At 63.2% G+C, this 14,082-nt stretch carries 13 protein-coding genes; 5 read left to right on the top strand and 8 right to left on the bottom strand.

The genetic code is table 11. The features are described 5' to 3' along the window. Window positions 1-43 precede the first annotated feature (43 nt). From BLW22_RS12520 to BLW22_RS12510, 3 genes are all read left to right on the top strand, one after another. Window positions 44-1,678 (top strand): methyl-accepting chemotaxis protein, encoded by a 1,635-nt coding sequence (locus BLW22_RS12520; RefSeq protein WP_065927761.1) that lies wholly within the window; start codon window positions 44-46, stop codon window positions 1,676-1,678. 116 nt (window positions 1,679-1,794) lie between these two features. Then, window positions 1,795-2,358 (top strand): nicotinamide riboside transporter PnuC, encoded by a 564-nt coding sequence (gene pnuC / locus BLW22_RS12515; RefSeq protein WP_065927762.1) that lies wholly within the window; start codon window positions 1,795-1,797, stop codon window positions 2,356-2,358. Beyond that, window positions 2,355-2,873: an AAA family ATPase gene (locus tag BLW22_RS12510; RefSeq protein ID WP_065927763.1), complete on the top strand. Its 519-nt coding sequence runs from the start codon at window positions 2,355-2,357 to the stop codon at window positions 2,871-2,873. The genes pnuC and BLW22_RS12510 overlap by 4 nt, the downstream gene beginning before the upstream one ends. 142 nt (window positions 2,874-3,015) lie before the next feature. On the opposite strand, the gene ggt is transcribed toward BLW22_RS12510, so the two are convergent. The 7 genes from ggt to BLW22_RS12475 form a co-directional block, all read right to left on the bottom strand. After that, the gene (gene ggt / locus BLW22_RS12505) at window positions 3,016-4,740 is read right to left on the bottom strand and encodes a gamma-glutamyltransferase (RefSeq protein ID WP_074846565.1); all 1,725 of its coding nucleotides are present in this window, start codon (window positions 4,738-4,740) and stop codon (window positions 3,016-3,018) included. 92 nt (window positions 4,741-4,832) lie between these two features. Further along, window positions 4,833-7,535 carry a cystathionine beta-lyase gene (gene metC / locus BLW22_RS12500; RefSeq protein ID WP_074846561.1) on the bottom strand — a complete coding sequence of 901 codons (2,703 nt, stop codon included), beginning with the start codon at window positions 7,533-7,535 and terminating at the stop codon, window positions 4,833-4,835. Between the two features lie 39 nt (window positions 7,536-7,574). After that, complete coding sequence (locus BLW22_RS12495) at window positions 7,575-8,171, bottom strand: cysteine dioxygenase family protein (protein WP_074846557.1); 597 nt, start codon at window positions 8,169-8,171, stop codon at window positions 7,575-7,577. Between the two features lie 16 nt (window positions 8,172-8,187). Beyond that, a complete protein-coding gene (locus BLW22_RS12490) occupies window positions 8,188-9,012 on the bottom strand; it encodes an amino acid ABC transporter ATP-binding protein (RefSeq protein ID WP_074846554.1) in 825 nt (274 codons plus the stop codon). Continuing rightward, window positions 8,999-9,682 (bottom strand): amino acid ABC transporter permease, encoded by a 684-nt coding sequence (locus tag BLW22_RS12485; RefSeq protein ID WP_065927768.1) that lies wholly within the window; start codon window positions 9,680-9,682, stop codon window positions 8,999-9,001. Before BLW22_RS12485 ends, BLW22_RS12490 begins: the two co-directional genes overlap by 14 nt. After that, entirely contained in the window at window positions 9,672-10,406 is a 735-nt protein-coding gene (locus BLW22_RS12480) for an amino acid ABC transporter permease (protein WP_074848142.1), read from the bottom strand. Before BLW22_RS12480 ends, BLW22_RS12485 begins: the two co-directional genes overlap by 11 nt. A 13-nt stretch (window positions 10,407-10,419) precedes the next feature. Further along, window positions 10,420-11,241 carry a transporter substrate-binding domain-containing protein gene (locus tag BLW22_RS12475; protein ID WP_065927769.1) on the bottom strand — a complete coding sequence of 274 codons (822 nt, stop codon included), beginning with the start codon at window positions 11,239-11,241 and terminating at the stop codon, window positions 10,420-10,422. A gap of 243 nt (window positions 11,242-11,484) precedes the next feature. Here BLW22_RS12475 and BLW22_RS12470 point away from each other — a divergent pair, with 243 nt between their 5' ends. Together BLW22_RS12470 and BLW22_RS12465 are read left to right on the top strand one after the other, a co-directional pair. Continuing rightward, window positions 11,485-12,336, top strand: a complete 852-nt coding sequence (locus tag BLW22_RS12470) for a LysR substrate-binding domain-containing protein (RefSeq protein WP_413038069.1) — start codon at window positions 11,485-11,487, stop codon at window positions 12,334-12,336. 78 nt (window positions 12,337-12,414) lie between these two features. Beyond that, window positions 12,415-13,560, top strand: a complete 1,146-nt coding sequence (locus tag BLW22_RS12465) for a MalY/PatB family protein (RefSeq protein WP_074846547.1) — start codon at window positions 12,415-12,417, stop codon at window positions 13,558-13,560. 47 nt (window positions 13,561-13,607) lie between these two features. Here the strand turns inward: BLW22_RS12465 and BLW22_RS12460 are convergent, their stop codons facing one another. Beyond that, a complete protein-coding gene (locus BLW22_RS12460) occupies window positions 13,608-13,823 on the bottom strand; it encodes a TOBE domain-containing protein (RefSeq protein ID WP_003173733.1) in 216 nt (71 codons plus the stop codon). Between the last annotated feature and the right edge of the window lie 259 nt (window positions 13,824-14,082).

Below are 14,082 nucleotides of genomic sequence, written 5' to 3'. Positions count from 1 at the left end.
GATGCGACGCCCACAATTATAAAAAGCCCGGAGTGACAGGACGATGAACAGTTTGCGCAATATGTCGATCAGCCGACGCCTCTGGATGATCCTGATCGTCGCCGTGCTGATGCTGATGGCCCTGGGTTTGCTGATGCTCAAGCAGATCCACGACGACCTGTACCAGGCTAAGCGCCAGCAGACCCAGCACGTGGTCCAGACCGCCAGCGGGATCCTGACGTTTTATCACAGCCTCGAAACCACCGGGGTGATGACCCGCGAAGCCGCGCAAAAACAAGCCCTGAGCGCGGTGCGCGGCTTGCGCTATGACCACGACGACTACTTCTGGATCAATGACCTCACCCCCGTGATGATCATGCACCCGGCCAACCCCAAGCTGGACGGCCAGAACCTCTCGGCCATCCGCGATCCCGACGGGTTTGCCGTGTTCAACGAGTTCGTGATCCTGGCCAAGGCCAAGGGTGCCGGCATCATCAACTACCGCTGGCCGAAACCGGGTGCGGAGGCGCCAGTGGCGAAAACCTCGTATATCCAGTTGTTCGAGCCGTGGGGCTGGATCATCGGCTCCGGCGTTTACGTGGACGATGTGCAGGCCGAGTTCAACAGCCAAGTGTGGAAGGCCTCGTTTATCGTCCTCGGCATCGCATTGGTGATGGCCCTGCTGGTCTCGCTGATTGCCCGCAGCATCGTGCGCCCCCTGCAGGATGCGGTGAACGCCATGGGCAACATCGCCAGCGGCGAAAGCGACCTGACCCGCAGCCTCGATACCCACGGCCGCGACGAAGTCACCCAACTGTCCCAGCACTTCAACACCTTCACGGCCAAGCTGCGCCAGGTCGTCAGCCAGTTGCAGGTGTGCGCCAACGCCCTGGGCCAGTCCTCCACGGAACTGGGCAACAACGCGACCCAAGCCCATGACCGCAGCCAGCAACAGTCCCAGCAGATGGAACTGGTGGCCACCGCCATCAATGAAGTCACCTACGGCGTGCAGGACGTGGCCAAGAACGCCGAACACGCCGCCAGCGAAATGCGCGATGCCCAGGCGCAGGCGCAGCAAGGCCAGGTCAATATCGACAGCAGCCTGCAGCAGATCGACCAGCTCTCCACCACCATCAGCCAGGCCGTCGAAGTGATCCGCACCTTGTCCAGCGAAAGCACGCAGATCGGTGGTGTGTTGGAAGTGATCCGCTCCATCGCCGACCAGACCAACCTGCTGGCCCTCAACGCCGCCATTGAAGCCGCACGCGCCGGGGAACAAGGCCGTGGTTTTGCCGTAGTGGCCGATGAAGTCCGCCTGCTGGCCCAGCGCACGCAAAAATCCACCGCCGAGATCCAGGCGATGATCGAGCGCCTGCAAGGTCACTCGGAAGCCGCGGTCAAGGTGATCAGCGACAGCCACAGCGCCTCGCAACTGACCATCGAACAAGCCGGCCAGGCCGGTGCCAGCCTCACCGCCATCGGCCAGGCGCTGCACAACCTCAACGGTTTGAATGCCTCGATTGCCAGCGCCACCCTGCAACAGGCCCATGTGGTGGAAGACATCAACCAGAACGTCACCCAGGCTGCAAGCCTGTCCCACAGCACCGCAATGGCGGCCGAGCAGTCCAACGTGGCCAGCGTGCATTTACGCGGGCTGAGCGAACAACTCGACGGCCTGCTGCGCCAATTCAAGGTCTGACGCCGCTCCAGATGTGGGAGGGGGCAAGCCCCTCCCACATTTGCCCTCCGATGTTTTGAAGATCGCTCACCTCTGGTTACAATCCCCGCCCTCTCCCACTCTCCCAAGGAACCGCCATGTCCGGGCTTGAACTGTTCGCCGCCGCCCTGGGGGTGATCGCTGTCTGGCTGACGGTCAAGCAAAACCCCTGGTGCTGGCCCATCGGCCTGGTGATGGTGTTGCTGTACACCTGGGTGTTCTATGACGTGAAACTCTATTCCGACATGCTGCTGCAAGTGGTCTACGCCGCCCTGCAAGTCTACGGCTGGTGGCAGTGGACCCGCGCCGGCGAGGTCAAGCAAGGGCGCCAGGTCACCCGCCTGGGTTGGCCGGCAATCATGATCAGCATGGCCATCGGCGCGGTCGGCAGCCTGCTGCTGGGCGCTGCGATGGCGCACTGGACCGACGCCGCGCAACCCTGGCTGGATGCTGCCCTCACCGGTTTCAGCCTGGTGGCGCAAATGTGGATGGCGCAGAAACGCGTGCAATGCTGGCCGCTGTGGATCGCCGTGGACGTGATTTTTGTCGGGCTGTTCCTCTACAAGGGTTTGTACCTCACCGCTGCGCTCTACGCCCTGTTCACCGTGATCGCCGTGCAAGGCTGGCGTGAATGGCGCGCCGACCCGGCGTTGCAACCATGAAGGTGGTGGTACTGGCCGGCCCCGAATCCAGCGGTAAAAGCTGGCTGGCCGCCGAGTTGCACGCGCATTTCGGCGGGCTGATGGTGCGTGAATACGTGCGCGATTTCATGGACCGCCACCAGCGCGACACCAGCCTGGCGGATATTCCGGCCATCGCCCACGGCCAACTGGCCTGGGAAGATGCCGCCCGCGCCCGGCAGCCGCGCCTGCTGGTCCTCGACACGCACCTGCTGACCAACAAACTCTGGAGCCAGACCTTGTTCGGCGACTACCCGGCGTGGCTCGACGATGAACTGCTGGCGCGGCATTACGACCTGCACCTGCTGCTGTCGCCGGATGATGTGGAATGGACCGCCGACGGTCAACGCTGCCAACCGGAACTGGCCGACCGCCAGGCGTTTTTCCAGGACAGCCTGGCGTGGATGCAGGCGCATCGACAGGCGGTGGTGGTCATCAGGGGGAGTTGGGAGGAGCGCCGCACCGCCGCCTTTGCTGCGGTAGAACAGCTGTTGTAGTGAGCGGGCTTGCCCCGCGCTGGGTGGCGAAGCCGCCCCAATAAAAAACACCGCAGCCTGCCAGACAGGTCGCGGTGTTTGGTTTTAGGGCGGCTTCGCCACCCAGCGCGGGGCAAGCCCGCTCACTACAACACCGGGGTGGTTAGTAGCCCAGCGACAGGCCGGTGTTACGACGCGGGTCATTCGCCCCATAGAAGCGGTTGTTACCCACCGGCTTACCCTCCAGGGACGGTGCCCCCACCAGGATTGCCGCCAAGTGGTTGGCATCCTGCGGCCCGGCAAACTTGTGGCCCCAGCTTTCCAGAATCTTCTGGGTGTCCGGGCTGATCGCGAAGGTCTCCAGGTTGGTGGTTTCCGGCATCCATTGCTGGTGGAAACGCGGCGCGTCCACGGCTTCCTGGATGTTCATCTTATAGTCGATGACATTCAGGATGGTCAGCAGGGTCGCGGTAATGATGCGGCTGCCGCCCGGTGTACCCACCACCATCACGGCCTTGCCGTCCTTGGTCACGATGGTCGGGCTCATCGACGACAGCGGCGCCTTGCCCGGTGCGATGGCGTTGGCTTCACCCTGGACCAGGCCGTACATGTTCGGCACCCCGACCTTGACGGTGAAGTCGTCCATTTCATCGTTGAGGATCACCCCGGTCTTGCTCGCCATCACGCCCGCACCGAACCAGTCGTTGAGGGTGTAGGTCACCGAGACCGCGTTGCCCCACTTGTCGACGATGGAATAGTGGGTGGTGTTGTTGCCTTCATGGGGCGACACACCGGGTTTGATCGCCTGGGAATCCCCGGCCTTCTGCGGCTCAATGGCGTCACGCAGCTTGGCCGCGTAGTTCTTGTCCAGCAGATGCTCGATCGGGTTCTTCACGAAATCCGGATCGCCCAGGTAGCTGTTACGGTCCACGTAGGCGTGGCGCATGGCTTCGATCTGGTAGTGCAGACCCTGGGCCGAGTGATAGCCCAGGTCGGCCATCGGGTAGCCTTCGAGGATGTTCATGATCTGGCAGATCACCACACCGCCCGAGCTTGGCGGCGGTGCCGAGACCACGTGGTAGCCACGGTAGTCACACTCGATGGGCGCCAGTTCGCGGGTCTTGTACTTGTCCAAGTCGGCCTGGGTGATGATGCCCTTGCCGGCCTGGCTGGAATCCACCAGGGCCTTGGCGACCCACCCTTTATAGAAACCGTCGCTGCCCTTGGCGGAGATTTCCTTCAGGGTTTTCGCCAGGTCTTTCTGCACCAGCTTCTGGCCGACCTGCAGCGGCTGGCCGTTGTGCAGGAAAATCCCGCGCATATCCTTGTCTTTTTCGAACTCGCCGGTGGCGGTGTGCAGCAGATCGATATCACCCTGCTCCAGGGCAAAACCGTTTTCCGCCAGCTTGATCGCCGGGGCAATCACCTGGGCGCGCTTGAGGGTGCCGTACTTGCTCAGGGCCAGCTCCATGCCGGAGACGGTGCCGGGCACGCCGACGGCCAGGTGACCCTTGGCACTCAGGCCTTCAACGACATTGCCGGCCTTGTCCAGGTACATATCGGCGGTGGCCGCCAACGGGGCCTTTTCGCGGAAGTCGAGGAAGGTCTTGCGCCCATCCGCCAGTTGCACGGTCATGAACCCGCCGCCGCCCAGGTTACCCGCCGCCGGGTACACCACCGCCAGCGCATAGCCGACCGCCACGGCGGCATCCACCGCGTTACCGCCGGCCTTGAGTACATCCACGCCGACATGCGTGGCCAAATGCTGGGCGGTCACCACCATGCCATTTTCACCGGCCACCGGGGCCTGGGACGCGGCTTGCACGCCGCTGACCGTCAACACCAGGGCGGTGGCAATCAGTGTGCGGCTGAAGGGTTGGTATTTCATCCATGGCTACTCTAGTTATTGAGATGCACCAAAATAGCCCGTCCCGAATTTAATCCCCAGCGCAATGGCGTTTTTATTACAGAACCTGTCGGTCACAGAACGGCACGTACAAAGCCGCGTTGCAGATCCTCAATCAACGCCGCCACATCTTCCAGACCGATATGCAGGCGCACCACCGGGTTCAGCCCACGGTCGGCCGCACTGTCGCGGTCGCCGGTGTCGGCCACGGTGACCAGGCTTTCATAGCCGCCCCACGAAGCGCCCAGGCCGAACAGCTGCAAGCCGTCGATAAACCGCTCGACGTAAGCGGCGTCTGCATTCATCAGTTCAAACGACAACAACCCATTGCTGCCGGTGAAGTCCCGGCGCCACAACCCATGCCCAGGATGCCCGGGCAAGGCCGGATGGAACACGCGCTTGACCTGCGGTTGCGCCTGCAACCACAGGGCGATGTCCACGGCCTGGCGTTCGTGCACATCCAGGCGCGAGGCCAGGGTGCGTGCGCCGCGCAGGATCAGGTAGGCGTCGTCGGCACTCACCGCGTTGCCGAAGGTGTCGCTCATCCTGCCCAGCGCAGGCCAGGCGGCTGGTGTGGTGCACACGCTGCCCATCATCACGTCGCTGTGGCCGCCGAGGTATTTGGTCAGGGCCATGATCGAAATATCCGCGCCCAACGCCAGTGGCCGGTACAGGTAGCCCGAGCCCCAGGTGTTGTCGACGGCGAGCAGGATGTCGCGTGGCTTGCACAACGCGGCAATCGCCGGCAGATCGCACAGCTCATACAACAGTGAGCCCGGCACTTCGGCGTAGACCAGCCGGGTGTTGGCTTGCAGTTGCGCTTCCAGCCCCTTGCCATCGGGTGCGAAGTAGCTGACCTCGATGCCGAACGGCTGGAGGAATTCACGTGCCAGCTTGCGCACCGGGGAATACACCGCGTCGGTGATCAGCACATGATCGCCGGGGCGCAGGTAGGCCAGGAACACCTGGGCCGCCGCCGCCAGGCCCGTGCCGTAGAGCCGCGTGCGAAAGCCGCCCTCCAGCTCGGTGACCAGGTCTTCCAGCGCATGGGAGGTCGGGTTGCCACGCGCGCCGTAGGTCAGCACCCGCTCGCTGTCGCGGCGGGCACGGGCGTCGCGCATCTGCGCCAGGTTGTCGAACAGCACGGTGCTCAGGCGCGTAATCGGCACATTGACTGCGCGGCCGCCATGACCTTTTTCGGTACGCGCGGCATGGATCAAGCGCGTGCGCACCCGCGACACAGGTGCCAACGGCTGAAGGCTGGCGATTTCCGCTTCGCTCATTTGCGCGAGCAGGCCGATTTCCCAGGCCAGGTACTGGCGCGCGGCGTCCTTGTTGCCGTTGTGACGGTCGTGGGTGAAAAACAGGAAGTCGATGCACTCGGCGTCGGGCGGTGTCTGCGGATCCTGGTTGACCGGCAGGCCGGCCGAGGCCCAGGCAGCGAAGCCACCGTCGAGCAACCGGGCCGACAGGCCTTCGGCAGCAAAGGCCGCCAATACCGGGTCATCCGCCACCAGCACCAAGGGACGATGGTCGGTCTTGAGCCGCGCACGAATCGACCAGCGGGACCCGGCAATATGGCCCCTGCGGTAGGCCATGCTCGGGCGCAGGTCGATCAGGTTCACATCGCTCAATTCCAGCGCCAGGGCCTGGGCGCTGATCAGCGGCAACGGCTCATACGCCACCGTCGGCAACACCGGCAGCGCCAGACTGCTGTCGATACCACCGCTGAGCACATAGGCTTGGTGCCCGAGTTGACGCAGCCAACTGGCGACAATCGGCGCACGCACGCCATCGCTGTCCACCAGCACGATGCGCGCCTGGCGCACGCCGATATACAGGTCGGTGGCCTGGATCAACTGCCCGCCCGGCGTATGTTGCGCGCCTGGCAACGAGCCGAGGGCAAATTCCTCAGCAGTGCGCACATCACACAGGAACAGGCTGCGTTGCGCGTCCTCGGCCCACAGCCGGACTTGATCCGCTGACACCTCGACCACCCCTGCCCGCCCCGCCAACTGCCGTGCCGCCAGACGCTGCGAGGCGAGGTCGCCTTTGACCTGATCGGCATAGCGCCGAGTACTGCCATGTTCCAGCTGGAAATCTTCCAGGTACCAGCCCTGGGTACCGTTTTCCAAGGCATAGACAGGGTTTTTAAGGCCCAGGTTGATCAGCGTCTGGGCGCCGATAATGCTGCGGGTGCGTCCTGCACAGTTGATAACGATGGGCGTGCGTTCATCCGGCACCAGATCCTGTACGCGGTAGCCCAGCTCACCGTTGGGGCAGCAGATGGAACCGGGGATGGTCATCTTGCGGTACTCCTCGAACGGTCGCCCGTCCAGCACCACCAGCGGCTCGCCACTGGCTTGCCAATCGGCCAGTTGCCGGGCGGTGACGTGAGGCGTATGGCTGGCCTCTTCGACCAATTCGCCAAAGGCCTTGGACGGCACATGCACACCGGCAAACAGCTGCAACCCCGCCGCCTGCCAACCCTCGGCACCGCCCTCCAGCACATGCGCGCGGCGGTAGCCCAGCGCCTGCAAACGCGCGGCAACCAGCGCCGCCACCTCGCCGCCATCCTGGTCATAGATCACCAGCCTCACCTGCGGGTTGGGCGCCAGGCGGCGTACCTCCAGCTCCAGGCGGCTATAGGGCAGGTTCACCCCATGGAACAGGTGGGCTTCGCCGTATTGCCCGTGTTCGCGCACGTCGAACACGGCGATTTCCTGCCCATCGAACAGCCATTGCTGCAGTTGACGTGGGGTGATGGTCTGGCTCATGGAAGTCCCAACAATTAAGAGAAAAGTGACGGCAACGCGTCAGGCATAGGCCTTGATCGACGGCGCCATCTGCGAGGCGTTGTAGTTGAGGATGCGGCCGTCCGCGTCCACACCGTAGCGGCCGTTCAGGGATTCCAGCGGCAAGCCATACAGGTGGAAATGCAACGTGGCCTGCTCACCTTCAACCTTGATGCCATGCAGGTCTTCACCGAGGAACGAGATCGACGTGCCCGGCTGCACGATCACTTCCTTCTCCAGGCTCAGGGTGGTGAAGCCCGGCTCGTGGCCTTCGTCATTGCGTGCATAGACGTAGTTGATCTCCTGGCCTTCCACCGCGCTGATGATCGCCCAGGTCTCATGGTTGTGCGGGAGCGTGCTTTTGCCCGGCAACAGCGAGTTGAGGTACAGGGTCGGCGTATCGCCGTCGTCGTTGAGGCGATAGCGGAATGCGGTGCTGCCCTGCCCTGGCACAGGCGCGGGGAATTCTTCGAAGTTGAACAGGTCGCGGCGCTCGGCCAATTGTTCCAGCAGGCCGACGATGTCCACCAGGGCTGCGCGGTCTACGCCGCGCTGGTTGATGACGCGGATCTGCTGCAAAAACGCCTCGATCACGGCGGCACGGTTTGCGTTGCTCATCACGGTTTTCCTCTTATCAGACTGACAGGCTGTAACGGCTCAAATGGGTCAACAGGTACGGGTCATGGTTGATGGGGCCACGGCGCCCCGAATCGCCCAAGGCATGGCGCAGGAACGTCCGGGTGCGTTCGTTGCCAGGGTTCTGGAAGATCTGCGTGGCGCTGCCATGCTCGACAATCACGCCGTTTTCGGTGAAGTACACGACGTCGCTGATCTCTTCGGCGAAGCGCATTTCATGGGTGACCAGCACGCAGGTCATGCCCTCTTCGGTCAATTCGCGAATCACCGTCAGCACTTCGCCGACGGTTTCCGGGTCGAGCGCCGAGGTCACTTCGTCAAACAGGATCAGCTCCGGGCGCATCGCCAGGGCGCGGGCAATCGCCACGCGCTGCTGCTGGCCGCCGGACAACTGGCCGGGGTACGCATCGGCCTTGTGCTCCATGCGCACCTTGGCCAGCAGCGCCCGCGCGTCTTTTTCCGCATCGGCACGGCTGCGACCGAGCACCTTGCGCGGGGCGATCACCAGGTTTTCCAGCACCGACAAGTGCGGGAACAGGTTGTATTGCTGGAACACAAAGCCGACGCGCTTGCGCAGTTCGATGCGCTGGGCTTCCTGGACCAGGCTGTCGACCTGGGTCTGGTCCACGCGAATGCTGCCGCGCTGGGGCTGCAACAGCCCGGTGATGCAGCGCAGGATCGTGGATTTGCCCGAGCCGGACGGGCCGATGATCGACACGGCCTGGCCGCGCAGCACGTCGAGGTCGATGCCCTTGAGCACCGGGTTGGCGCCGAACGACAAGTGCACATCCCGCAGGCTCACCAGGGGTTCAGTAGAAGGCATAACGGCGCTCCAGGTGTTGGGTCAGGCGGGAAATCGGGTAGCAATAGGCAAAGAACAGCACCAGCAGGCTCAGGTAGATCACCACGGTAAAGCCGGTCATGTTCACGGTGTTGCTGGCGATCTGCGCGGTGTCGATCACGTCATGCACACCCACCAGCGAGGCCAGCGCGGTGCCCATGGTGACTACCGCGTAGAGGTTCATCCACGGCGGCAACATGCGCTTGAAGCACTGCGGCAGGATGATCGAGCGAAACAGCTGGCCACGGGTGAATGCCAGGGACCGCGCGGCTTCCCATTGGGTGCTGGGGATCGAACCGATGGCGCCCCGGAAGATTTCCGCCACGTTGGCGCTGGCCGGTAACGCCAGGCCGATAGTGACCTTGACCCAATCGGGGAACGACACATAGCTGCTGCCGATACGAATCTCGAACGGGAACACGTAGGTAGTGAAATAGATCAGCACCAGCCACGGCGCATTGCGAAACACCTGCACCCACAGCCGCGCCACAAAGCCCAGGGGCGACAACGCCAACGCACCGATCACCAGGCCCAGCACCGACCCCATGCCGATCGCCAGCAGGCTGATCAGGATATTCTGGCCAAAGCCTGCGACCAGCGCCGGCGACCACTGCCACAACGCCGACAGCACGGGAAATGAATCAATGGCCATAGCCGGGCATCCTCAGGCGCGCTTCAAGCCAGCGCCCCACACAATTGACGATAAAACTCAGCAGGCCGAAAAAGCTCAGGATCAGGAGCATCAGCTCCAGTACGTTGTCACTCTGGGTCCAGATCATGATCGCCGCGTAGGTGATGTCGCCCACCGCAATCGCGGAGGCCACGGCGGTCATCTTCACCAGGTCGATCAGGTTGTTGATCAACGACGGCAAGGCAAAGCGCAGCGCCAGGGGCAACTGCACATTCCACAGCAACTGGCGGCGGCTGAAGGCCAGGGAGCTGGCGGCCTCCAGCGTGACGGCAGGCACCGCTTCGATGCCGGCGCGCAAGGCCTCGGCATGAAACGCGCCCTTGTGCAGCGAGATCACGATCACCACCCAGGCGAACGGCGTCAGCGGGTTGGCCGCGCCGACCGCCTGGGTCAACAGCATGTTCAACACCAGGAACGCGCAGTAGAGCTGCACCAGCGTCGGCGTGTTGCGCGTGACTTCCACAAACACCCGCGCCGGCTTGGCCAGCCACGGGTTGCCTGAAGTCAGCATCGCCGCCAGCGTGATCCCCGCCAGCAGACTGCCGAGGATCGTGAACAGGCACAGCAAGCCGGTGGTCAGCGCGCCCTGGACCAGGCTGCCGCGCTGATAGGCGTCGAGCAGGAAGGTGTAGTTCAGGCCGATACGCGCGGCCCAATCGACGAAAAGCTCAAGCAGATGGCTCATCTCCATTGCCGGCTCAAGCACCCTTGAACTGTTTCTGCAACTCCACCAGGGCCGGTGATGCCGGACTGATGCGGTTGCGGGTCTGGGCCTCGATCAGCCAGCCGCTGCGGTGCAGTTCCTTGACGATCGGGTCGAGTTTGGCCTGGGTGTCACTCTCGCCGCGACGGGTCCAGATCACCGACGGTGCCGGGTTGAGCTCCGGACCAAGGACGCGGTAGTCCTTCCATTCGGCACTGTCGTTGATCAATGGGTTGATCAGGGTAGAGTCGTGCACCGCCGCGACGCAGTTGTTGCCCCGCAGGGCCAGCAGCGATTCGGACGAGCTCTTGAACGCCTTGAGCTGCGCGCCGAACTCGGTCAGCGGCTTGACGTAGCTGCTGCCCTGGGAGGTGCACACGGGTTGGTCCTTGAGGTCTTCCCAGCGGGAGAACTGGCTGTCTTTGAGCACCGCAGCCGCACCGCCGACGCGGTAGAACGGCGTCGGCACGAAGCCGAGGATTTCACCGCGTTCGGCGGTCCATTCCATATTGGCGATGAGCAGGTCGACCTTGCCCTGTTGCAGGAACTGCACGCGATTGGCTGGCAATACCGGCACCAGCTGCACCTCGGCCTTGAGTTGACGGCCCAGCTCATTGGCCAGGTCGACGTTCAAGCCCTTGGGCTGTTGCGTCGCCGGATCGATGCTGCCAAACGGCCCGCCGGACAACAACACGCCCACCACCAGCACATGGCGCTGCTCGATCTTGTCCAGGGTCGCATCGGCCTGCGCCGCCACACTGCCGCCCAGGGCGATCATCGACCCCAGGGCCACCGGCAACCATTTCTTGAACATCATTGGACTTCCCCCTGGCGAATGATCGGCGTACCCCGACCTGATGGAGGGGCATGCTAGGGAGAGTGCGCGGGCAACGGAAATGCAAATATCTCATATCGTTATAACTTGCCGTATCTGCCCCGCCTTCGTTTTTGGCATAACCCTTTATTTATTGGACCACGAAAAAATAATCTTCAGAAAAGCATAAATATCTGTAATGTTTAACTTCACGTCCTTGATATAAAACCGCCCCTGGAAATGGCCATGTCGACCCTCGACCTTGAACTCCTGCGCACCTTTATCGCCGTGGTCGACCACCACAGTTTCGCCGAAGCCGGCACGCACCTGGCGCGCACCCAGTCGTCCGTGACCCAGCATATGCAGCGCCTGGAGCAGCAAGTGGGGGTCAGCCTGTTCGAGAAGCGCGGCCGGCAAAAACAACTGACCGAGCCCGGCCTGCAACTGCTGCGTCATGCGCGGCAGATGCTGGCGCTGAATGACGATGCATTGAATTCCCTGCGCGAGAGCAGCCTGAGCGGTGTGCTGCGCATCGGCTCGCCCCACGATATTGCCGACACCATCCTGCCGCCGATCCTCAGCCATATCGTCCGCTCGGCGCCGCGCCTGCGCCTGGAGATCGACGTGGGCCGCAGTCCGTTCCTGATGGACGACCTGCACCGGGGCAAGGTGGACATGGTGATCTCCACCCGCGCCGACCCGAACCTGGAAGGCTTTGCGCTGCGCACGTCGCCGGTGTGGTGGATCTGTTCGGCGCAGTACATCCACCAGCCGAGCGAGCCGCTGCCGCTGATCCTGGTGGATGAGCCGAGCATCTACCGGCGCTACGCGCTGGAGGCGCTGGAACGGGCGAACATTCCCTGGCGCCAGGCGTACCTGGCGTCGAACCTGATCGGGATTAAAGCGGCCACTCGCGCGGGCCTGGGCGTGACGCCGCGCAGCATGGAAATGCTCGGCCCGGACATGCGCGTGCTGGGCGAAACGGATGGGTTGCCGAGGTTGCCGGAGGTCACGTATTACCTGTGGATTCGGCCGAATACGGCGAACCCCATTGCGCGCAAGGCGTATGACTTGATTCGGGGCAGCCAGGGCCTGTAAAGACGGGGCTGGCATCTGGATTTTATCCCGTTAGAATCATCGCCATTCCCGCCTGCCCTCCCTGACACGAGCCCCTTCATGAGCTTTGATTTCGATACGATCCACCCCCGCCTCGGCACTGGCAGCACCAAATGGAATCGCTACCCGGCCGATGTGTTGCCGATGTGGATCGCCGACATGGACATCGCCGCGCCGCCCGCCGTGCTGCAGGCCCTGCACGCGCGCCTCGACCAGCGGATTCTCGGCTACAGCGTGGCCGGCCCGGATGTACGCGAGGCCATCGTGGCCGACCTGTGGGCCAAGTACGCCTGGCGCGTGCAGCCCGACGACCTGCTGTTCCTGCCTGGCGTTGAGCCTGGCTTCAATATGGCGCTGCACGCCTTCGTCCAACCGGGCCAGCCGGTGGTGCTGCAAACCCCCAACTACCGGCCGATTCGCCTGGCGCCCGGCCACTGGAACCTGCCGCGCATCGAAGTACCGTTCGAGTTGAACAACGCCGAATACATCACCCCCATGCCCGCCCTGCGCAAGGCCCTGACCGGCGCCGGCGCACTGCTGCTGAGCAACCCGCACAACCCCATCGGCAAGGTCTTCCCCCGCGAAGAACTGCTGGCCCTGGCCACTGCCTGCCTGGAAAACGGCGCGCTGATCATCAGCGACGAAATCCACGCCGAACTGTGCTTCGACGGCCACCGCCACATCCCCACCGCCAGCCTTAGCCCTGAGATTGCCCAGCGCACCATCACGCTGATGTCGGCGAGCAAGGCCTACAACGTGGCCGGCCTGAAGACCTGCTTTGCGGTGATCCAGAACGCCGGGATCCGCGAGCGCTTCAACCAGGCCCGCTGCGGCATGGTCGACAGCGTCAGCCCCCTGGGCCTGGAAGCCACCCGCGCCGCCTACAGCCAGTGCGGTGAATGGCTCGACGCGCTGAAGCACTACCTGCAAGCCAACCGCGATTACCTGCTCGACGCCGTGCAAACCCGCTTGCCCGGCGTGGTGATGCATGCGCCGCAAGGCACCTTCCTCGCCTGGCTGGACTGCAGCGCCCTGGGCCTGCACGACCCACAGCAGTTCTTCCTGGAGCAGGCCAAGGTCGGGCTGAGTGCGGGGATCGAATTCGGTGACGACAGCCAGCAGTTCGTGCGCCTGAACTTCGGCTGCCCACGGGCTTTGCTGGAAGAGGGTCTGCAACGTATGGAGCGTGCGCTGCAGCAGCGCTGAGGCAGACTTTATGAATGTGGGAGCAGCGCTCCCACATCCGGTGGGCTTCACAGCTTGGCGATGGACACTTCGGTGGACTTCACGAAGGCAATCACTTCGCTGCCTACCTTCAATTCCAGGTCACGCACCGAGCGGGTGGTGATCACCGAGGTGACGATGCCGGACGCGGTTTGCACGTCGATTTCGGACACCACCTCCCCCAGGAGGATTTCCTTGATCACGCCCTTGAACTGGTTGCGCACGTTGATCGCTTTAATAGTCATGTCGGCTTTCCTTTTGGCTGTTGGGTCAATCCGCACGAATGCGCAGGCCCTCAAAGTGCGCTATCACGTAGAATATTAAAAGGAATATATAACTCTTTATTTATTCCATAAACGCATATGAACACTGTTGCCTTACCAACATCTGATCAACAATTTGCTCCCCTGGTAGCAGCTGCCGAGCCCCGGCGAGGCTGCGTCGGCCGCGACTCGAGCCTGAATCGGCAGCGCGCCTGACGCAGCCTCGCTTGCGCTCGGCAGC

Source organism: Pseudomonas marginalis (genome assembly GCF_900105325.1).
Lineage (GTDB): Bacteria > Pseudomonadota > Gammaproteobacteria > Pseudomonadales > Pseudomonadaceae > Aquipseudomonas > Aquipseudomonas marginalis.
Note: the sequence above shows the minus strand (reverse complement) of the source record. Positions and strands in the feature narration are given on the sequence as shown.